This is a genomic window from Dactylosporangium sp. McL0621 (genome assembly GCF_049995355.1).
Classification (GTDB): Bacteria; Actinomycetota; Actinomycetes; order Mycobacteriales; family Micromonosporaceae; genus Dactylosporangium.
The window spans coordinates 1,125,567-1,144,363 of the sequence record NZ_CP188259.1 but is presented as its reverse complement, the minus strand read 5'-3'; the positions used below and the strand labels follow the sequence as shown (position 1 = coordinate 1,144,363).

Below are 18,797 nucleotides of genomic sequence, written 5' to 3'. Positions count from 1 at the left end.
CCCGGCGCGGCGGCGCGGGGGAAGCGGTCGCGGTCACGGCCCAATGCAATCACGCGTCACACCGTTTTCCAGCATCGACGCGTCTCTAGGTTGGCTTCGCGACTCGGCGGTCACGTTCGGCGATCCGTTCCAGGACGGCGGTGTAGAGGTGCCGTTTGTCGGGCCGGGCGCGGCCCGCGGCATGGCGCAGGGCCGGGATCGCCGGGGATCCGATCTGGGCGAGTCCCGTCGCGGCGGCCCGGCGTACGGCGGGGTGGGGATGGGCCAGCAGTCCGACGATCGGCGGGATCGCGGGCCGGTGGCCGGCGTGGCAGAGGGTGCGGACGGCCGACCGGACCGTGTCGGGCTCGGGGTCCTCGAGCAGGACCGCGGTGTGGCGCAGGTGGGTCGGCCGGTCCAGGGCCTCGCGGCCGATCCGGTGGGCGTGCCGGCGGACCCGGGCCTCGGGATGGCGGAGCAGGTCCGCCAGCAGCCGTTCCAGCTCCGGATCGGGGCCCGCCGGGCGACGGTCCTCGGCCAGCTGGGTGAGTGCGCGCCGGATCTGTTCGGGGCCGCCGGTCCGGATCAGGTCGAACAGCTCGCGCCGGGACGGCCCGGGTTCGGCGGCCGGATGCGGGCGGACGCGGAGCGCCGCGAGGGCGTCCTCGCGCGGCGCCTGCGGGTTCCGCAGCGGGCCGTCGACCAGGACGAGCCTGTCGGCGAGGTCGCCGCGCCCTTCTCGGCGAAGCCGCGCGCACGCCTGCGTCAGGGCCGGGGTCCGCAGCAGGGGGCGGCCGGCGATCAGGTCCAGGAAGCCCCAGGCCCCGGCGTCGAGGCGGCCGCGGAGGTGCTCGGCGACGGCGTCGGCGTGTTCCCGGCGCAGGGCGCGTCCGGCCGCGGCGCGGGTGGCCTGGCCGCCCTGCTCCCACCACTGCAGCAGCAGCGGAATCAGGCGGTGCAGCTCGGGCGGGTCGAGGTGGTAGGCCAGGCCGGCGGCGCGCTCGCGAACGGCGTCGGCCACGTCGCCGCCGCCTGCCGCGATCCGCAATTCGGCCTCATTGACACCGACGGGCGCGACGTCGACGTCTCCGCGCAGGAACGCGCGGAGCACGGCCTGCCTGGTCTGCGGTTCCGGCCAGTCCCGCAGGGCCCTTGCCGCGGCTTGGCGCTGACCGGCGGCGGGCGCGTCGAGCAGGGCGAGCAGGCGGGTTCGGAGCGCGGCCGATCGGGGCTGGTCGAGGTCGCCGTCGTGGGGTGTCCGGGGCGTCGCGAGGGGCCGGCGGGCCTCCTCGGCGAGGGTCCAGCGGGGCGCGTCGATCGGTTGGAGGGCCTCCAGCCAGTCCAGAACCGCGCCGCGGGCGTCGGGGCCGGCCGAGGGGAACACGTCGATCAACGCGTTGAGACGCTCGCGGGACGGCAGCGGCCGCTCGTCGCCGGACGCGTCGATCGGCGCGCTGAGCCGGTCGCGGGACCGGAAGGCGGCGAGCGCCGGCAGCGTGCCCACGGCGGCCTCGAGTGCACGCCGCCAGGCCTCGGCCTCCGCGGACGGCGCCACGGCCTCGACCTTCCCGGACGGCGCCACGGCCTCGACCTTCCCGGACGGCGCCACGGCCTCGACCTTCCCGGACGGCGCCACGGCCTCGGCCCCCTCGGACGGCGCTGCGGCGGGGACCGCGAACGCCTCGCGCAGCACCTCGGTCTCGGCGAGGCAGGGGTCGGCCCCGAGCCGGGCGGCGGCCAGCGACCGCTCGACGTCGCCGCGGGTCAGCACCGCGCCGCAGCGGCGCAGCAGCGCCAGCAGCGAGCGGCGCCCGGCCGGCGCGGGCGGCAGCGCGCGGAGCCGCGCGATGGCGTCGAGGGCCGCGGCCGGGGACAGCTTCGGCGCGACCGCCCCGAGGACCGCGAGGAGCGCGTCCCGGTCGTCGCCGCCGGCCGCGGACAGGCCGGCGAGCAGGGTCGGGGCCGCCCGGGTGAAGGTGTCGACCTCGGCGGCCGACCAGGGTGCGGGGCAGATCGTCAGCGTGAACCGCAGGATGGCCTGGCGGGCCGCCGGCTGGGCCTCGGCCAGGCGCAGCCAGTCCGCCAGCAGCGGCCTCAGCCGGGCGGCCTGGTCGGCGGGCGGCCGTCCGGAGCGCCGTTCGTGCCGATCCACGGCCTGGAGCGCGGCCTCGTCGGTCCAGCCGTCGCGCACCAGCGAGTCGACGCCGCCGGCCGGCCGGTCGCCGGTGGCCGGCACGGGTCGGACCGGCCCGGCGATGCCGTGCGCCACCAGCTGGGCGGCCAGGTCCTCGACGGTTCCGCCGGCGAGCCCGACCCGTCCGGCGGCGACCAGCGTGAGCAGCATCGGCGCGACCGGTGACCCCTGCTGTGCCAGGGCGTTCACCGCGCGCGCATCCAGCACCCGGCCGAGCCCGGCGAGCAGCAGCTCGCGGCCCCGGTCGTCGCCGGCCTGCTCGGCCGCGGCGAGAACGGTGGCGGCGTACGCGGCGCCGAGGATCGCCCGGAGCGCCTCGACGAGCGTGGCGCGCAGGCCGGGGTTGTCATGGTGGCCGAGCCAGAACAGCAGCTTCGGCACGGCGGCGGGCGCCCCGGCGTCGACCAGGACCGCGGCGGCGGTCTTCTTGACGTTCATGGCGGGGTGGTCGAGCCCGGCCGCGATCGCCGGCGCGGCCCAGCGCGCGCGGACGCGACCGAGCGCGAGCAGGGCCTGCCGCACGGTCTGGGCATCCCCGGCGGCGGTCAGCGCGATCAAGCTCGCCGACAGCGCCTCCGCGTCCGCGCCGGTGCCGTCGCCGGCGATCGCCGCGATCGCGTGTTTGCGGACGTGCCGGTCGCGGTGGCGCAGCAGGCGGTGGATGCGGGCGCGGGTGCCCGGGTACGGGGCGCGCCGCAGCAGGGCGAGCAGGATCGCCCGCTCGCGATCCGGCACGTCGGGACGCTCGACGAGATCCAGCGCGACCGTCGCGACGAGGGCGTGCCCGGCCGCCTCGGCGTCGGCCGCGTCGAGCAGGCAGACCGGCCGGATCTTTCCCCGGTCGTGGAGCCGGCGACCGAGCGCGTGGACGGCGGCCACGACCGGCTCGGGCACGGCGGGCTCGCCGGCGGGCCGGTCGCCGTCGAACCAGTCGCCCGGAGGCTTTGGGCCGCCCGGTTCCCAGGCCGCGGCGAGATCCGCCACGATCCGTGCCAGGAGGTCGGCGATGATCGGCACGGATCCGGAGTCGCCGTTGCGGGCCAGCCTGACGAGCGCCGCGACCGGGTCGTCCGGATCGAACCCGGCCCCGAGCAGCGCCAGTTCCCGCGGGTCGGCGGCGCCGAGGTCGATGACGATCCGGCCGGGAAGATCGCGGGGGTCGAGGCGGGCGAGGATCGCCCGCCGCCCTTCGATCTCGTCGGTCAGGTGCCACAGCAGCTCGAGGGCACGATGGCGCACCGGGCGCAGGTACGCCGCGATGGCGTCGTCCGCCTCCGGCTCACCCCCGCTCGGGGACAGCCCGAGTCCCGCCGCCAGCGCGGCCGCGGTGGCCGGGCCACCGATGGCCTCGAGCGCGTCCAGGGCCGCCTCGGGCGCCCGCGGCAACGTGTCGAGGACGGCCGTCTCGGCGGGCGTGTGCCGCAGCGTACGGAGAGCGGCGAGGAACGGCTCCGGCCGGGACGCCCCGGCCAGCCCGCCGGTGATCGCGTCGCCGATCGGGAGATCGTCGCCGCCCTGCCGGGCCAGGCCGACCAGCAGGTCCAGCCGCCGCGGCCACGTCTCGTCGTCGGGCCCCGCCGCCGTCAGCGCGCCGAACGCCTCGCGCCGGCACGTGAACAAGATCGTGGCGACCTCGTCCGCGGACACCGTGTGATCGGCGAGCGCCAGGGACACGACGGCCGCCGCGTCGGCGCCGCCCGGTAGGCGCCCCCGCCGGTGCATCGCCCGCAGACCGGCCACCGCCGGTCCGCCCAGCAACAGCGGATCGGCGGCGGCGAGCGCCGTCAGCGCGCCGATGTCGTCGCGGTCGGCGAGCTCGCCTAGCGCCGCCAGCGCCCGCTGCCGCGCCCGCGGCGGCGCGCTCTCGTCCGCGACGAGGTCACGCAGGAGGTCGGCGTGCCCGTGCCGCGCGGCGGCCGCGAGCGCGGCATCGACCAAGGAAGCCTCAACCGGCGCGCCGGACGACAAGGCCTCAACCGGCCCATCGACCAACCCAGCCTCAACCGGCGCGCCGGACGACAAGGCCTCAACCGGCCCATCGACCAACCCAGCCTCAACCGGCGCGCCGGACGACAAGGCCTCAACCGGCGCGCCGGCCAACCCAGCCTCAACCGGCGAGCCGACGGCCAGGACCGCGCGCAGCCGCTCCCGCGGCAACGGGACCAGCGCGGCCCACGGCTCCGCGAGCTCGCGCAGGGCGGCGACGGCGACGGCGACGGCCGGGGTCGCGAGCAGCCGCCCGATGTACCCCCGGGCCCGCGCCGGAGCCAGCAGACCGGCGTGCAGTCCCTCCCGGATCAACCGCAACGCCGCGGTGTGCAGCACCGGATCGGAGCGGTCGACCAGCTCACGGATCAGCGCCTCGGGATCGGGCCCGCCGACCGCGTCGACCCCCGCGACGGCCTGGTACAGCAGCTCGCCCGCGGGTTCGCTCCGCACGGTCGCCGGCTCGTTGACCAGCTCGGCCCGCAACCAGGCGACCCGCACCCGGACCGGCAGATCGGCCGGGCGCCATCGGGGCCGGCGCGGCCCCGGCACGTACCGCCAAAGCCTCTGGTGGACGCCCGCCGCGACGAGCGCCGACTCGGGCGGCCCGTCGAGCCCCGCCGGGAGCAGCTCCCCGAGCTCGGCCAGCTCGGACTCGTCGGTCTCGGGGCGCGCGATCCGCTCGGCGAGCCGGACCCAGCCCAGATGGCGGAGCCCGGCGTCGTCGGGCCGGAGCAGGAGACCCACGACGGCCGGCGGGCAGTCGCGCGCCTCCAGGTGGGCGGCGAGCCAGCCGGCGTCGCCGCGCTGCACCGCGGCGCGGATCTGGGCGTCGACGCGCCCGGTCACGACCTGCCGGCGCCCAGCAGGGACGCCTCGATCAGGTCCAGCGAAGTGGGGACGTCGTGCGAGGTGAGGAGCATCGACAGGGCCGTGGAGCGGACGAACTCCTGGCTCGCCAGCGTGCGCAGCCACTGCAGCAGGCCGTCGTAGAAGCCCTCGTAGTCCAGCAGCAGGATCGGCTTGCGATGGAGGTCGAGCGTGGCCGTGGTCCAGACCTCGAAGAGCTCGTCCAGGGTGCCGAGGCCGCCCGGGAGGACGACGAAGGCGTCCGCGCGCTCGATCAGGAGGGTCTTGCGCGAGGCCATCCCGTCCGTCACGACGAGCTCGTCCGACTTGGTGTCGGCGACCTCGAGGTCGACGAGCTTCTGGGGGATGACGCCGTACGTGCGGGCGCCGCCCTCGCGGGCGCCGTCCGCGACCGCGCCCATCATGCCGACGCAGCCGCCGCCGGAGACGAGCTCGTGGCCGCGGCGGCCGATCTCGACGCCGAGGTCGTGGGCCAGGTCGAGCCAGCGCTGGTCGAGGCGTTGCGACGAGGCGCAGAAGACGCAGATCCGCGCCATCAGCTGCCGCCGCCGAGCTTGTCCTCTTCCAGCTGCTCGGCCGTCACCTGGATGTGCTGCACCGCGGCGTCGACGTCGTCGGTGAGGTACAGCAGCTCGAGGTCCTCGGGGCCGATCTTGCCGTCGGGCAGCATCGTGTCGCGCAGCCAGTCGAGGAGGCCCTGCCAGTAGGCGGTACCCATGAGGACCACCGGGAAGCGCGTGACCTTGCGCGTCTGCACCAGGGTCACGGCCTCGAAGAGCTCGTCCAGCGTGCCGAAGCCGCCCGGCAACACGACGAAGGCCTGGGCGTACTTCACGAACATCGTCTTGCGGGCGAAGAAGTACCGGAAGTCGATGCCGACGTCGACCCAGTCGTTGAGGCCCTGCTCGAACGGCAGCTCGATGCCCAGGCCGATGGAGAGCCCGCCGGCGTCGGCGACGCCCTTGTTCGCGGCCTCCATGACGCCGGGGCCGCCGCCGGTGATCACCGCGTACCCGGCGCGGGCGAGTGCCCCGCCGAGTTCCTCGCCCATGCGGTACTCGGCGCTCTCGGGCTTGCTGCGGGCCGAGCCGAACACGCTCACCGCGGGCGGCACGTCCGCCAGTGTGTCGAACCCCTCGACGAACTCGCTGAGGATGCGCAGCGCCCGCCAGGCATCCTTCGTCTTCCACTCGTGGCGCAGGCGGGAGTCCAGCAGCCGCTGGTCGGCGGTGCTCGGCGGGATCGCGTCGCGTCGCAGCGTCACCATGCCGCGATGCCGCTCCCGTGGGCGGTTGCGCTTCGGCTCGCTCATGCCTGTCACGGTACGTGGATCACCGAAGACGGGGCCCACCAGCCCGGCACAGTCATGGTCCAATACGGCCATGGGGAGACGGACGGGGCTGCTGATCGCGGCGGCGTGCGCCCTTTTGGCCGGATCGCTGCTCATCTGGTACACCCTGAGCGGCTCCGCTCCGACCGGCGCCTTCGTGGCGGACGACGCGCCTTCCTCGGCCGCCGTCGAGTTTCCGGTCTCCGAGCGTCCGTCGCCGCCGGCCTCGGCTCCGGCGTCGCCGACGCGCTCGGCCCCGCCGACGGTGCCCGCGCACGGCAACGGGAAGTTCGACCTCGCGGCGAGCGGCGGCGAGCGGGTCGGCACCGCCGGGCACCTGGTGCACTACGTGGTCGCGACCGAACAGGGCTCGGGCGTCGATCCGGAGGTCTTCGCGGCGGCGGTACAGCAGACGCTGGGCGACGCGCGCAGCTGGATCGCGGGCGGCCGGTTCTCGTTCCAGCGCGTCCCGGCGGGCAGCGCGTCCGAGCTCACGGTGCACCTGGCCACCCCGTCGACGACCGACTCCATGTGCGCGCGGCGCGGCGTGCGCACCAAGGGCGAGGTCTCCTGCCGCGGCGGCCGCGACGTCATCGTGAACCTGAAGCGGTGGCTGCTGGGCGTCGCGTGGTACCCGAGCGTCGCCGAGTACCGCCACATGGTCGTCAACCACGAGGTCGGCCACTTCCTCGGCAACGGCCACGCGGTCTGCCCGCGCAAGGGCGCGCCGGCCCCGGTCATGGCCCGCCAGTCGTTCGGGCTCGAGGGCTGTGTCGCAAACGCCTGGCCCTATCCGGACGGTAAGACCTTCGTCACAGGTCCACCGGCGCCGCGCTGATCGGACGTTCCCGGTAGGAAAACGGGTGCAGAGGGCAACGTTTACCCCTACCGTCGCGTCCTACCCGATATACCGGTGGCAGGGCGTGGGGGGTGTGACCGGCATGACACGGATTGAGACCGACCGCCAGAAGCGGCAGATGAACCGTCGGATTCGCGAGGTGCTCGCGCTGCGCCGCATGATGCGCACGCTCGAGCCCATGCCGGAGGAGCCGCCGGCGGAGCGCTGATGCTCTTCGTCTACGACTACGCGGCGCCGCCGACCAGGCCGCCCTTTTGACTACGCGGCGCCGCCGACCAGGCAGCCCTTTTGACCACGCGGCGCCGCCGATCAGGCGCGCTTTTGACTACGCGGCGCCGCCGACCAGGCAGCCCTTTGACCACGCGGCGCCGCCGACCAGGCTGCCCTTTTGACCACGCGGCGCCGCCGACCAGGCAGCCCTTTGACCACGCGGCGCCGCCGACCAGGCAGCCCTTTGACCACGCGGCGCCGCCGACCAGGCAGCCCTTTTGACCACGCGGCGCCGCCGACCAGGCAGCCCTTTTGACCACGCGGCGCCGCCGACCAGGCGCGCTTTGACTACGCGGCGCGTTCGATCGGGCTGCGCCGCCGTTTGGTCAGGCGACGCCTCGGAGCCAGCGGCGCAGGACCTCGGCCCCCTCGGTGATCTTGGGGATCTCGACATGCTCGTCCTGCTTGTGCGCGAGGTTGGGGTCGCCCGGGCCGAAGTTCAGGCCGGGGATGCCCAGCGCGGCGAAGCGGGCCACGTCGGTCCAGCCGAGCTTGGCGCGCGGCGGGCGGCCGATCGCGGCGAGCAGCTCCCGGGCCGCGGGCGCGTCGAGGCCGGGCAGCGCGCCCGGGGCCGAGTCCACGAACTCGATGTCGAACCCGTCGAACACCTCGCGCACGTGCGCCTCGGCGGCCGCCTCGTCGCGGTCGGGCGCGAAGCGGAAGTTGACCTCCACGACGCACTCGTCGGGGATGACGTTGCCGGCCACGCCGCCGGAGATCCGGACCGCGTTCAGTCCCTCATGGAACTCGCAGCCGTCGATGACGACCGAGCGGTCACGGTACCGCTGCAGACGCTCCAAAATCGGGGCCGCCTTGTGGATGGCGTTCTCGCCGAGCCAGGACCGGGCCGAGTGCGCGCGCTTCCCGCTGGTGCGCACCAGCACCCGCTGAGTGCCCTGGCAGCCGCCCTCGATCAGCCCGTGCGTGGGCTCGAGCAGCACCGCGAAGGACGCGTCGGTGAGCAGGTGCGGGTTGCTGTCGGCGAGGATCTTCAGCCCGTTGCGCGCGGAGTCGACCTCCTCGGCCTCGTAGAAGACGTAGGTCACGTCGTGGCGCGGCTCCGGTTCGGTGACCGCGAGGTGCAGGGCGATCGCGGTGCCGGACTTCATGTCGGACGTACCGCAGCCCCACATCACGTCGCCCTCGGTGCGCGACGGGAAGTTGTCGTGCAGCGGCACCGTGTCGAGGTGCCCGGCGAGCACGACCCGCTGCGCCCGGTCGAGCTCGGTGCGCGCGACGATGGTGTGCCCGAAGCGCTCGACCTTGAGCACGGTGCCGGCCAGCGCCTCCTCGACGCGGTCGGCGATCTCGGCCTCGTTGCCGGAGACCGACTCGATGTCGACCAGGGCCCGGGTCAGGGCCACGGGATCGGCGAGCACATCACGGGTGAGCATGGGTCGACCTTATCCGGGCGGCCGATCCGGCGGGTGCGGTAGCGTTCGCTCACGTGACGACCGCCTACATCGACTCCCCCGCGTGGGGCCTGGGCCTGGCCACCGTGACGTCCTCGGGCCAGGTGCTGGACGCCTGGTTCCCGGCCGGCAACCTCGGCCTCGGCGCCGCCCCCTCCGCGCCGGACGCGCCGGGCCTGGACCCGGCCGTGGCCGCCGCCGCGACCGCCGCCTCCGTCCTCGACCCCGGCGACACGGCCGCCGCGGTCTCCGCCGCCGTCGCCGCGGCGGGCCCCGCGGACTTCTCGGACCTCCCGGCCGCGGACGGCCCCCTCGGCCTGCGGTCGGAGGTCGTCCGCGTGGAGATCCAGTCCCTCGGCGATGCGCCGAAGAGCACGGCCGAGGTGTACCTGCGGCTGCACCTGCTGTCGCACCGAGTCATCCGCCCGCACCAGGCGAACCTCGACGGCCAGTTCGGCCTGCTCGCGAACGTGGCCTGGACCTCGGCCGGCCCGTGCCTGCCCGAACAGGTCGACGAGCTGCGCGTCCTGGAGCGCCGCGCGGGCCGCCGCCTCAACGTCTTCGGCGTGGACAAGTTCCCGCGCATGGTCGACTACGTGACCCCGTCGGGCGTGCGCATCGCCGACGCCGACCGCGTGCGCCTGGGCGCGCACCTGGCCCCCGGTACGACAGTCATGCACGAAGGCTTCGTCAACTTCAACGCGGGCACCCTGGGCAACTCCATGGTCGAGGGCCGCATCTCGGCCGGCGTCGTGGTCGGCGACGGCACCGACGTCGGCGGCGGCGCCTCGATCATGGGCACCCTCTCCGGCGGCGGCAAGGAGACGATCTCGCTGGGCGAGCGCTGCCTGCTCGGCGCGAACGCGGGCATCGGCATCTCCCTCGGCGACGACTGCGTGGTCGAGGCGGGCTGCTACATCACGGCGGGCTCGAAGCTGACCCTGCCGGACGGCCGCGTGGCGAAGGCGCGCGAGCTCTCGGGCGTGAGCAACCTGCTCTTCATCCGCAACTCGGTGACGGGCCGCCTGGAGGTACGCGAACGCCAGGGCCGCGGCATCGAGCTCAACGCCGCCCTGCACGCGAACTGACCGCGGACGGGCAGGCCGCACCCAGGTCCACGGCCTGCCCGTTTCCCGCGGCTCCTGGTCGGCTCTCTCACGCCGGCCCGACGGGACCAGCCCTTCACGGCCGGGCGACTTGCCTATTGCCGCCCCGCCTGGTCGCCGACGGCCGCGCGTTCGACGCCCGGGGACTCTCGGCGCGGCGCTCGGGCTGGCTGGCTGCGGGGTTCCAGCGCGCAGATATGTCGGACGCTTCGCGATCCGACATATCCGATTTATCGCCTGGCCGGGCATAAGTCCGAAATGTCGTGGCGCGCCAGCGCCCGACATTTCGCGCAAACCCGGCGGACGCGCAAACCCGGCGGACGCGCAAACCCGGCGGACGCGCAAACCCGGCGGACGCGCAAACCGGCGCGGCAAAGCGCGACGCAAGTTTGGTCAGAGGCGCGAAGCGGCCGAGTTCACGCGCTCGTCCGTGGCCGTGAACGCCACCCGCACGTGCCGCTCCCCCGCCGGACCGTAGAACGCGCCCGGCGCCGCCAGAATCCCTCGCTCCGCCAGCCAGCCGACGGTCGCCCAGGAGTCCTCGCCGCGCGTGAGCCAGAGGTACAGGCCGGCCTCCGAATGCTCGACCGTGAACCCGGCGCGCTCGAAGGCCTCGCGAAGGACCGAGCGGCGCCGGGCGTACCGGGCGCGCTGCTCCTCCACGTGCGCCTCATCGCCCAGCGCGGCGACCATGGCGGCCTGCACCGGGGCGGGCACGATCATGCCGGCGTGCTTGCGGGCGGCGAGCACCTCGTCGACGAGCGCGGGGTCACCGGCGACGAACCCGGCGCGGTACCCGGCGAGGTTCGAGCGCTTCGAAAGCGAGTGCACGGCGAGAACCCCGTCGAAGTTCCCGTCGCACACCGACAGGATCGACACCGGCTCCGACTCCCACGGCAGCGGCAGGTAGCACTCGTCGCTCACCACGACCGCGCCGCGCTCGCGCGCCCACGTGACGACCTTGCGCAGGTGCGCCTCGGGCAGCACCTTGCCGGTCGGGTTGGACGGCGAGTTGACCCACACCATGCTGACGCGTTCCGGCCCGAGCGCGGTCAGCGAGTCGGCGCGGAGCACGCGGGCGCCCGCGAGCAGGACGCCCACCTCGTACGTCGGGTAGCACACCCGCGGAATCACCACGGTGTCCCCGGGGCCGAGGCCAAGCAGCGTCGGCAGCCAGGCCACGAGCTCCTTGGAGCCGATCGTCGGCAACACACCGAAACTGCCGGATTCGGTACCGCACCAGCGCCCCACCCACCCCCTGATCGCCTCGCGCAGGCGCGGGGTGCCGGCGGTGAGCGGATACCCGGGGGCGTCCGACGCCTCGGCCAGCGCCGCGCGGATCAGCGCCGGCACGGGGTCGACCGGCGTGCCGATCGACAGGTCGACGAGGCCGTCGGGGTGGCGGGACGCGGCAGCCTTCGCCGGCTCGAGCCGGTCCCACGGAAAGTCGGGCAGCCCGGCCGCGAGTGCGCGCCGGGCCCCGAAGACTGTGCCGGTCAGTGTTCGCGCTCCTGCGGCGGCAAGGAGGCGACGAACGACGCGTCCTTCTCGATCTTGCCGACCTTCGACGCCCCGCCGGGCGAGCCGAGCTCGTCGAAGAAGGTGTAGTTCGCGCCGACGTAGTCCTTCCACTTCTCCGGAACGTCGTCCTCGTAGAAGATCGCCTCGACCGGGCACACCGGCTCGCAGGCGCCGCAGTCCACGCACTCGTCCGGGTGGATGTAGAGCATGCGGTTGCCCTCGTAGATGCAGTCGACAGGGCACTCCTCGATGCATGCCTTGTCGAGCAGGTCCACGCAGGGTTCGGCGATGATGTAAGTCACGGGTCGCCCTCTTTCGCGCCTGAGGCTGCCAACCTGGGCTGGCAAGCCCCGCCGCATCCCTACCGCGGCGGTACGAGCCTAGTATCCAGGTTCACGGGAGGTCGATCGTGCTCGGGCCACGACATGTGGGACAACGCGTTGTGGTGCGCCGAATCGTGGGGATGCGTGACGCACGACCCGTGTTTTCGGACATTCTGGGCCACCTTCTCGAAGCCACCGAGACGCATCTCACAATCCGTGCGCGCACGGGCGCGGTACGCGTTCCAGTTAATGAGATCGTACGCGCCAAACCGGTACCGCCGCGACGTCGTTTCACACCGACCGAGTCCCTCGAGGCCGCCGCCGCACTGGGCTGGCCGGCCCGCGAGCAGGCGCGCCTCGGCGACTGGCAGCTGCGCGCGACCGACGGCTGGACCCAGCGCGCCAACTCGGCGCTGGCGATCGGCTCCCCCGACCTCCCGCCGTCCGACGCGATCGAATTCGTCCGGCAGTGGTACCGGGAACGCTCCCTAACCCCCGCCATGTCCATCCCGGTGCCACTCTTCCAGCGCCTCGACAACGAGCTGGAGCGCCTCGGCTGGACCGCGATGCCGGTGACACAGGTGATGACGGCCGCCCTGCCGCCCCTGCTGGCCGCGCTGTCCCCGGCCCCGCCGGGCGGCCCGGCCGCACTGTCCCCGGCCCCGCCGGGCGGCCCGATCGAGCCGGCCGCCTCACCCGCGCAATCCTCGGCGGGCGAGCGGATCGAGCCGGCCACCTCGCCCGCGCCGTCCCCGCCGGGCGAGCGGATCGAGCCGGCCACCTCGCCCGCGCCGTCCCCGCCGGGCGAGCGGATCGAGCCGGCCACCTCGCCCGCGCCGTCCCCGCCGGGCGGTCCGATCGAGCCGGCCACCTCACCCGCACAATCCCCCGCGGGCGAGCGGATCGAGCTGGCCACCTCGCCGTCGGACGACTGGCTGGCCGCCGTCGCCGGGCGCAAGGGCCCGCTGCCCGAGTCGGCGCGGCACGTGCTCACGGCGGTGCCCGAGGTGCGGTTCGCCGAGTGGTACGACGAGGACGGCACCCTCCTCGGCACCGCCCGCGGCGTGGTCGCCGACGAGGAGTCGCGCTGGCTCGGGCTGTCGCTGATCGGCGTCGACGAGCGCATGCGCCGCCGCGGCCTCGCGCAGCGCCTGATCGCCGCGCTGGTGCAGTGGGCCCTGACGCTTGGCGCCCGCGACGCCTACCTGCAGGTGGAGCAGCGCAACACGGCGGCCGTGGCGCTGTACGAGCGCCTCGGCTTCACGGTGCACCACGTCTACTCGTCCCGCCGCCTGCTCACCGGCTGACGGGCCGGGGGTCAGCGGCGAACGACCTTGCGGGGCTTGGTTCCGGCCTGGTCGATGTACCGTTTCCAGGACTGCGACCGGTAGTCCAGCCCGGTCGTCATGAGCACCAGGAGCCCGACCACCGCGCCGATCGCGGACAGCCCCACGAAGTAGAAGAACTGGCGGAACACGAGCCCGACGCCGTTGCTGAACGGGCCGACCCCGGACACGAACGGCCCGATGAGCACGGCCAGCAGGCACGCCGCCACGACGGCCAGGCCGAGCTCGCCGATGACACGGATCATCGGGACGCGCCGGCCGTACCAGAACGCGATCGGAATCATCACCGCGCCGACCGCGAACAGCGCCCACAGGCCGATCGTGATCTGCTTGGCGTCATCGCCGCCGGCCGCGAACCGCACCACGAGCCGGGCGATGACGTTGACCACGAAGAGGCCCGCCGCGACGAGCCCGACGGGCAACCACCGCTCCTTCATTGCCAGCCTCCGTCACTTGTGTTCCCCGATTCGCCGAACTCTCGCAATCCCGGCGCGGGAACGTGTTTACCCGTCTACACTGCGTGCGCGCAAGACCCGCCGCCTCAGAGTTCGCTGAACCCCCCGCATTTCCGCACGACAAAGCGACGCCGAACCGCCCACGGTCACATTTCGGACCGCGGGCGACCCGGGCCGGGCGGAGCTCAGGTGCCGGCGGACGCGGGCGGGGCGGGCCGCGAGCGCAGCGTCGAGATGTAGATGCCGATGGCGAACGCGAGCGGACCCGCGAACAGGGTCAGCAGCCCGACCCAGTTGTCCTCGGTGATGATCAGGTCGCCCTCCGAGGTGCGCCCCGCCGCCAGTACCCACACCACGCACCAGGCCGCCGCGGGCAGCAGCGCGGCCAGGCGCCGCCGCGTCGTCGTGTACGCGAACCACCCCAGCAGCGGATTGGTCACCAGCGCCATGACCAGCGAGACGGGCACGCGCCACCCGCCGATGCGCAGCGGCGAGTACAGCGCCTCGATGATCGCCAGCGCCGCGCCGAGCAGCGTGGCCACGAGCAGCCCGGCGATCGTGAGGGCGATCTCGAGGGACGCCCGGGTCTCCGGCGACAGGTTCAGCCACGAACGCGACGGCTCCGCCGCGGGCCAGACGACGCCGTCCGGAACCCCGAACCCGGACTCGGGCGCGGCGCCAGCAAACGGCGACTCGGTGGGACCGGAAGCCGAGACGGAACCGGAAGCCGAAGCAGGACCGAAATCCGAAGCAGAGTCGGAGGCCGAGCCAGAACCCGAGGCCGGACCGGAAGCCGAGGCCGGACCGGAAGCCGGACCAGAGCCCGAGGCCGGACCGGAAGCCGAGGCCGGACCGGAAGCCGGACCAGAAGTCGGGGCGGAGTCGGGAGCCGGGGCGGAGTCGGGAGCCGGGGCGGAGTCGGGAGCCGGAGCGGGGTTGGAAGCCGGAGCGGGCGCGGAAGCGGCCCGCCCGCGCGCCGAGGCAGCCGGCCCACGCGCGGTAGCGGCCGGCCCGGGCCGCGGCGATCCCTTGCGCTTGGTCGTCACGATGACCCGGACTCCAGACCGGCCGACCCCAGCGCCGAGGTCCCGAGCACAGCCGCCGACGGCGCGGGCGGCTCCAGCACCGACACTCGCGGAGCCGGCGGCCGGGCCGCGTCCACGTCGAGGCCGGCGAAGAGGTCCTCCTCCCAGCCGTACGGCCCGACGCCGGGCCCCTTGGCGCCGCGCGCCAGCTGGTAGTACTCCACGCCCATGAACTCGGCGCCGAAGTTCCCCGCGATCGAGAACAGCCAGGACGTCTGCGGGATCTGCGTGGCGTGGGCCTTGAGGGCGGCCGTCTTCTCCTCCGCGTACTCATGGGCGTCCACCCGCGCCGCGATGTCCGCGTCGGCGGTGCCGAAGGGCAGGTCCTCCGGCCGCTCGATCTCGGCGAACGGGTTGTCGGAGGATCCGCGGAACTGCTCCATGCCGGCCTCCAGCACGGAACGGGGCACGGCGGTCCAGTACACCTTCGCGGGGGCCGTGCCCTCGGCCTCGGCCAGCTCCACGGCGCGCATGAGCACGCGGTGGGCCTGGATGTGGTCGGGGTGCCCGTAGAAACCGTTCGGGTCGTAGGTGACCGCCACCTGCGGGCGGGTCTCGCGGATGACCTCGAGCAGCTGGCCGGCGGCCACGTCGAGGTCGGCGCCCCAGAAGGAACGCGGGTGCTTGTTGGCCGGGGTGTCCATCATCCCGGAGTCGCGGTAGCGCCCGGCCCCACCGAGGAAGCGGTGGTCGCGGACGCCCAGGTGGCGACAGGCGGCATCGAGCTCGGCGATGCGGTAGCCGCCGAGCTGGTCACCCTCGGCGGCGGCGATCCCGGCCAGCGCGGGCACGTGGATCTCGCCTTCTTCACCGAGCGTGCAGGTGACGAGGGTGACGTGGGCGCCGTCGGCCGCGTAGCGGGCCATGGTCGCGCCGGTCCCCATCGACTCGTCGTCGGGGTGTGCATGGACGAACAGGATGCTCCGAGCACTCACGGGGGCAACTCTACGGCCTGCCCCCGACACTTTTCCCAACCGCCACGGCCCGCGTGAGCATCCCCTCACCAAGAGTGACCAACGTGCCCGGTTCCGGCCCAATCACATGACAATCCGGCGGGCAGGAGTCAACATTCCGGGGTGGACTATCCGGAGTTGGCCGCACGAACCCGACGTTTCTCCTATGGCGCGCCCCGCGCCGTCACGGTGAGCCCGGACGGCGCCCGCGTGATCTTCCTGCGTTCGTCGGGCCCCGAGGACCCCACGGACGCGCTGTGGGTCTTCGACGCCGCCGCGCGCACCGAGCGCCTCCTGGCCGACCCGGCGACGCTGCTGGGCGACCAGCCCGACCTGCCACCGGCCGAGCGGGCGCTGCGCGAGCGGCTGCGGCTGTCCGCGGGCGGCATCGGCTCGTTCGCGCTCGACGCCGCCGGGGTGCTGGCCGTCTTCGCGCTCGGCGGCCGGCTGTTCCGCGCCGACCTGCTCACCGGCGACGTAACCGAGATCGACACCGCCGGGCCGGTCGTCGACCCGCGGCTCGACCCGACCGGCCGCCGGATCGCCTACGTCAGCGGCGGCGCCCTCCGGGTGATCGACACCGACGGCACCGACGCGGTCCTGGCCGGCGAGGAGGGCGTGACCTGGGGCCTCGCGGAGTTCGTGGGGGCTGAGGAGTTCCACCGCTTCCGGGGGTACTGGTGGTCGCCCGACGGCCGCAGCATCCTCACGGCCCGCGTCGACGAGTCGCGGGTCCCCCGCTGGCACCTGCACGACCCGTCGCAGCCGGAGCAGCCGCCCACCACGGTCGCCTATCCGCACGCCGGCGCGACAAACGCCAAGGTCACGCTGCACGTGCTCGACCTCGACGGCGGCTGGGTCGACGTGCACTGGGACCGGGAGACGTATCCGTACCTGGTCGCCGCCAGCTGGTCCGAGCAGGGCGGCCCGCTGCTCGCGGTGCTGCGCCGGCTCCAGCAGCACGGCCTCGTGATCGCGGTCGACCCGCGCACCGGCGAGACGCAGGTCCACGCCGAGCTCGCCGACCCCCGCTGGGTCGAGCCGGTGCCGGGCACACCCACCCACCTCTCCGACGGCCGGGTGCTGGTCGGGGGCGAGCTCGCCCACGACGGCTACGACGCGCGCTGCCTGTTCGCCGACGGCAGCCTCATCACACCCCCCAACCTGTACGTCCGCAGGGTGGTCGGCCGCCTCGACGGCGACCTGGTCGTGGAGGCCAGCGACGGGGAGCCGAGCGAGCAGCACATCTTCCACATCCCGGTGACCCAGTCCAGCCCGAGCGCGACGCGCCTGACGTCGGAGCCCGGCTGGCACGTGGCCCAGGCGGCCGGGCGGACCGTCGTGATCGGGTCGCAGACGCTGGAGCGGGCCGGCTGGGAGTACCGGATCGTCCACAACGGCGAGACGGTCGGCGCGATCGCGTCGCTGGCCGCGCCGCCGCCCTTCGCGCCGCGGCCCGTCCTCGAGCGGGTGACCGATCGGCACGTCCCGACCGGGGTGCTGTACCCCCGAAGCCACGTGGCGGGGCGCCGGCTGCCGGTGCTGGTGGCGATCTACGGCGGCCCGGGCCATCAGGAGGTCGTCGCCGCGCGGGCCCGCTGGCTGGAGAAGCAGTGGTGGGCCGACCAGGGCTTCGCCGTCGTGTCCATCGACAACCGCGGCACGCCCGGCATCGCGCCCAGCTTCGACAAGGCCATCCACCGCCGCTTCTCCGACGTGATCCTGTCCGACCAGGTCGACGCGCTGGAGGCGCTGGCCGGCAAGCACCCCGACCTCGACCTCGGCCGGGTCGCGATCCGCGGCTGGTCCTTCGGCGGCTGGCTGTCGGCGCTCGGGGTGCTGCGGCGGCCGGACGTGTACCACTGCGCGGTCGTCGGGGCCCCGGTCACCGACTGGGCCCTCTACGACACCGCCTACACCGAGCGGTACCTCGGGCTGCCGGCCGACGCCCCCGACGTGTACGCGCACAACTCGCTCGTCGAGCTGGCCGCCGAGCCGCCGGTGCGCCCCGACGACGCGCGGCCGATGCTGCTCGTGCACGGCCTGGTCGACGACAACGTGGTGGCCGCGCACACCCTGCGCCTCTCGGCCGCCCTGCTCGCCACGGGCCGGCCGCACTCGATGATCCCGCTGACCGGCGCCACGCACATGGCCGCGGGCGGCCTCGCCGAGAAGCTGCTGCGCATCGAGCTCGACTTCATCCGCCGCTCCCTGCCGCCGCCAGATTGATCACGACGTCGCCGCCGAGGCGCCCGCCCTCGGGCGAGCGCCGCACGGCCCCGGAGTGCAGCAGCGCCGCGATGACCTTCTGCGCGTCGGCGGCGCGGTACACCGTTTCCGTGAGCGCGAACCGCTTGAGCTCGGTCACGGTGAGCCCGCCGCCGCCGAGCCGCTGCAGGATCTCGCGCCGCAGCGCGCCCGGGTTCGGCTCCAGCGAGATGTCCATCAGGTGCCCCTCGGGATCACGCGGATCGCGATAGCGCACGCCGGCGTACTCGTCCAGCGCCCAAAGCTCGCCCTTGAACGCTTCGAGGCGCTTGTCCGAGCGCGTACCGAAGCCGACGAGCATTTCCTCGTCGCCTTCCACGAGCTCGACCCCGGCCGTGAGCTCCAGCCCCGCCGCGTGCAGTTCCCGGCGCTGTTCGGCCCATGTACCGGCGGGGGCGGTGAGGAGTACAACCGCGGCTTTGAAGCTTTTGACAATGCTGTCGTCGACCATTGCCAGCAGCGGCCCGCTCGCGGCCCCGGCCGCTTTGAGAACGGCATCGACATTACCGCCGGGCACGACGTGAACGGCCATTTCCGCGGGTGTACCGATTTCGCGCTGAACCTCCGCGAGCCGCCCCCGGAGCCCCTCGGTCCCGGGCGCGACGAACAGCAGCGTAAGCCGCCCACGCAGCCGATCCCCGAACTCCCCGAACGCACGAACGGCGGCTTCGGCCGCCTCATCGTCAATCCCCCGCGCGGACGCGTAGAGAAACGCGGCCCCGTGCGCAGCGTGCAGATTCCCGGGCGCCCACGTGTCGACACAGCGCACGAGCAGTTCCCGGGTTACCGCACGGATAGACATATCGTCCTTTCGACCCCAGTACCCACCCCGCTACTTTA

15 protein-coding genes are annotated in these 18,797 nt (G+C 74.1%); 5 read left to right on the top strand and 10 right to left on the bottom strand.

Going from position 1 to position 18,797, the window contains the following annotated elements; translation table 11 throughout:
• Positions 1-85 precede the first annotated feature (85 nt).
• The 3 genes from ACPPVO_RS05340 to ACPPVO_RS05330 are packed head-to-tail and all read right to left on the bottom strand — an operon-like array spanning position 86 to position 6,341.
• Positions 86-5,008, bottom strand: a complete 4,923-nt coding sequence (locus ACPPVO_RS05340) for a HEAT repeat domain-containing protein (protein ID WP_426510148.1) — start codon at positions 5,006-5,008, stop codon at positions 86-88.
• Positions 5,005-5,565: a TIGR00730 family Rossman fold protein gene (locus ACPPVO_RS05335; protein WP_426510147.1), complete on the bottom strand. Its 561-nt coding sequence runs from the start codon at positions 5,563-5,565 to the stop codon at positions 5,005-5,007. Before ACPPVO_RS05335 ends, ACPPVO_RS05340 begins: the two co-directional genes overlap by 4 nt.
• Positions 5,565-6,341, bottom strand: coding sequence for a TIGR00730 family Rossman fold protein (locus tag ACPPVO_RS05330; protein ID WP_426510146.1), 777 nt, complete (start codon positions 6,339-6,341; stop codon positions 5,565-5,567). The genes ACPPVO_RS05335 and ACPPVO_RS05330 overlap by 1 nt, the downstream gene beginning before the upstream one ends.
• A gap of 70 nt (positions 6,342-6,411) precedes the next feature.
• Here ACPPVO_RS05330 and ACPPVO_RS05325 point away from each other — a divergent pair, with 70 nt between their 5' ends.
• Positions 6,412-7,197 carry a DUF3152 domain-containing protein gene (locus ACPPVO_RS05325; protein ID WP_426510145.1) on the top strand — a complete coding sequence of 262 codons (786 nt, stop codon included), beginning with the start codon at positions 6,412-6,414 and terminating at the stop codon, positions 7,195-7,197.
• Between the two features lie 103 nt (positions 7,198-7,300).
• Positions 7,301-7,426, top strand: coding sequence for a hypothetical protein (locus tag ACPPVO_RS05320; protein WP_426510144.1), 126 nt, complete (start codon positions 7,301-7,303; stop codon positions 7,424-7,426).
• A gap of 388 nt (positions 7,427-7,814) precedes the next feature.
• On the opposite strand, the gene dapE is transcribed toward ACPPVO_RS05320, so the two are convergent.
• The gene (dapE, locus tag ACPPVO_RS05315) at positions 7,815-8,882 is read right to left on the bottom strand and encodes a succinyl-diaminopimelate desuccinylase (protein ID WP_426510143.1); all 1,068 of its coding nucleotides are present in this window, start codon (positions 8,880-8,882) and stop codon (positions 7,815-7,817) included.
• Between the two features lie 53 nt (positions 8,883-8,935).
• On the opposite strand from dapE, the gene dapD reads away from it, so the two are divergent.
• The gene (gene dapD, locus ACPPVO_RS05310) at positions 8,936-9,988 is read left to right on the top strand and encodes a 2,3,4,5-tetrahydropyridine-2,6-dicarboxylate N-succinyltransferase (RefSeq protein ID WP_426510142.1); all 1,053 of its coding nucleotides are present in this window, start codon (positions 8,936-8,938) and stop codon (positions 9,986-9,988) included.
• Positions 9,989-10,399: 411 nt separating this feature from the next.
• On the opposite strand, the gene dapC is transcribed toward dapD, so the two are convergent.
• Together dapC and fdxA are read right to left on the bottom strand one after the other, a co-directional pair.
• Positions 10,400-11,506, bottom strand: a complete 1,107-nt coding sequence (gene dapC / locus ACPPVO_RS05305) for a succinyldiaminopimelate transaminase (RefSeq protein WP_426514543.1) — start codon at positions 11,504-11,506, stop codon at positions 10,400-10,402.
• Positions 11,503-11,829, bottom strand: a complete 327-nt coding sequence (gene fdxA, locus ACPPVO_RS05300) for a ferredoxin (protein WP_360379837.1) — start codon at positions 11,827-11,829, stop codon at positions 11,503-11,505. Before fdxA ends, dapC begins: the two co-directional genes overlap by 4 nt.
• A 179-nt stretch (positions 11,830-12,008) precedes the next feature.
• Between fdxA and ACPPVO_RS05295 the strand changes: the two genes are divergently transcribed.
• A complete protein-coding gene (locus tag ACPPVO_RS05295; protein ID WP_426510141.1) occupies positions 12,009-13,157 on the top strand; it encodes a GNAT family N-acetyltransferase in 1,149 nt (382 codons plus the stop codon).
• Positions 13,158-13,168: 11 nt separating this feature from the next.
• Here the strand turns inward: ACPPVO_RS05295 and ACPPVO_RS05290 are convergent, their stop codons facing one another.
• From ACPPVO_RS05290 to mshB, 3 genes are all read right to left on the bottom strand, one after another.
• Positions 13,169-13,633, bottom strand: coding sequence for a hypothetical protein (locus tag ACPPVO_RS05290; protein ID WP_426510140.1), 465 nt, complete (start codon positions 13,631-13,633; stop codon positions 13,169-13,171).
• Positions 13,634-13,836: 203 nt separating this feature from the next.
• The gene (locus tag ACPPVO_RS05285; RefSeq protein WP_426510139.1) at positions 13,837-14,193 is read right to left on the bottom strand and encodes a hypothetical protein; all 357 of its coding nucleotides are present in this window, start codon (positions 14,191-14,193) and stop codon (positions 13,837-13,839) included.
• A gap of 500 nt (positions 14,194-14,693) precedes the next feature.
• Positions 14,694-15,620, bottom strand: a complete 927-nt coding sequence (gene mshB, locus ACPPVO_RS05280; RefSeq protein ID WP_426514542.1) for an N-acetyl-1-D-myo-inositol-2-amino-2-deoxy-alpha-D-glucopyranoside deacetylase — start codon at positions 15,618-15,620, stop codon at positions 14,694-14,696.
• A 192-nt stretch (positions 15,621-15,812) separates the two neighbouring features.
• On the opposite strand from mshB, the gene ACPPVO_RS05275 reads away from it, so the two are divergent.
• The gene (locus ACPPVO_RS05275) at positions 15,813-17,918 is read left to right on the top strand and encodes a prolyl oligopeptidase family serine peptidase (RefSeq protein ID WP_426510138.1); all 2,106 of its coding nucleotides are present in this window, start codon (positions 15,813-15,815) and stop codon (positions 17,916-17,918) included.
• Here the strand turns inward: ACPPVO_RS05275 and ACPPVO_RS05270 are convergent.
• Entirely contained in the window at positions 17,887-18,759 is an 873-nt protein-coding gene (locus tag ACPPVO_RS05270; RefSeq protein ID WP_426510137.1) for a hypothetical protein, read from the bottom strand. The two genes, ACPPVO_RS05275 and ACPPVO_RS05270, sit on opposite strands and share 32 nt — an antisense overlap.
• Between the last annotated feature and the right edge of the window lie 38 nt (positions 18,760-18,797).

What these genes read in the sequence shown, in the direction of transcription:
- ACPPVO_RS05335 (WP_426510147.1), bottom strand. Translation starts at nt 5,565, where the DNA reads ATGGCGCGGATCTGCGTCTTCTGCGCCTCGTCGCAACGCCTCGACCAG.
- ACPPVO_RS05330 (WP_426510146.1), bottom strand. Translation starts at nt 6,341, where the DNA reads ATGAGCGAGCCGAAGCGCAACCGCCCACGGGAGCGGCATCGCGGCATG.
- ACPPVO_RS05325 (WP_426510145.1), top strand. Translation starts at nt 6,412, where the DNA reads ATGGGGAGACGGACGGGGCTGCTGATCGCGGCGGCGTGCGCCCTTTTG.
- ACPPVO_RS05320 (WP_426510144.1), top strand. Translation starts at nt 7,301, where the DNA reads ATGACACGGATTGAGACCGACCGCCAGAAGCGGCAGATGAACCGTCGG.
- dapE (WP_426510143.1), bottom strand. Translation starts at nt 8,882, where the DNA reads ATGCTCACCCGTGATGTGCTCGCCGATCCCGTGGCCCTGACCCGGGCC.
- ACPPVO_RS05290 (WP_426510140.1), bottom strand. Translation starts at nt 13,633, where the DNA reads ATGAAGGAGCGGTGGTTGCCCGTCGGGCTCGTCGCGGCGGGCCTCTTC.
- mshB (WP_426514542.1), bottom strand. Translation starts at nt 15,620, where the DNA reads ATGGGGACCGGCGCGACCATGGCCCGCTACGCGGCCGACGGCGCCCAC.
- ACPPVO_RS05270 (WP_426510137.1), bottom strand. Translation starts at nt 18,759, where the DNA reads ATGTCTATCCGTGCGGTAACCCGGGAACTGCTCGTGCGCTGTGTCGAC.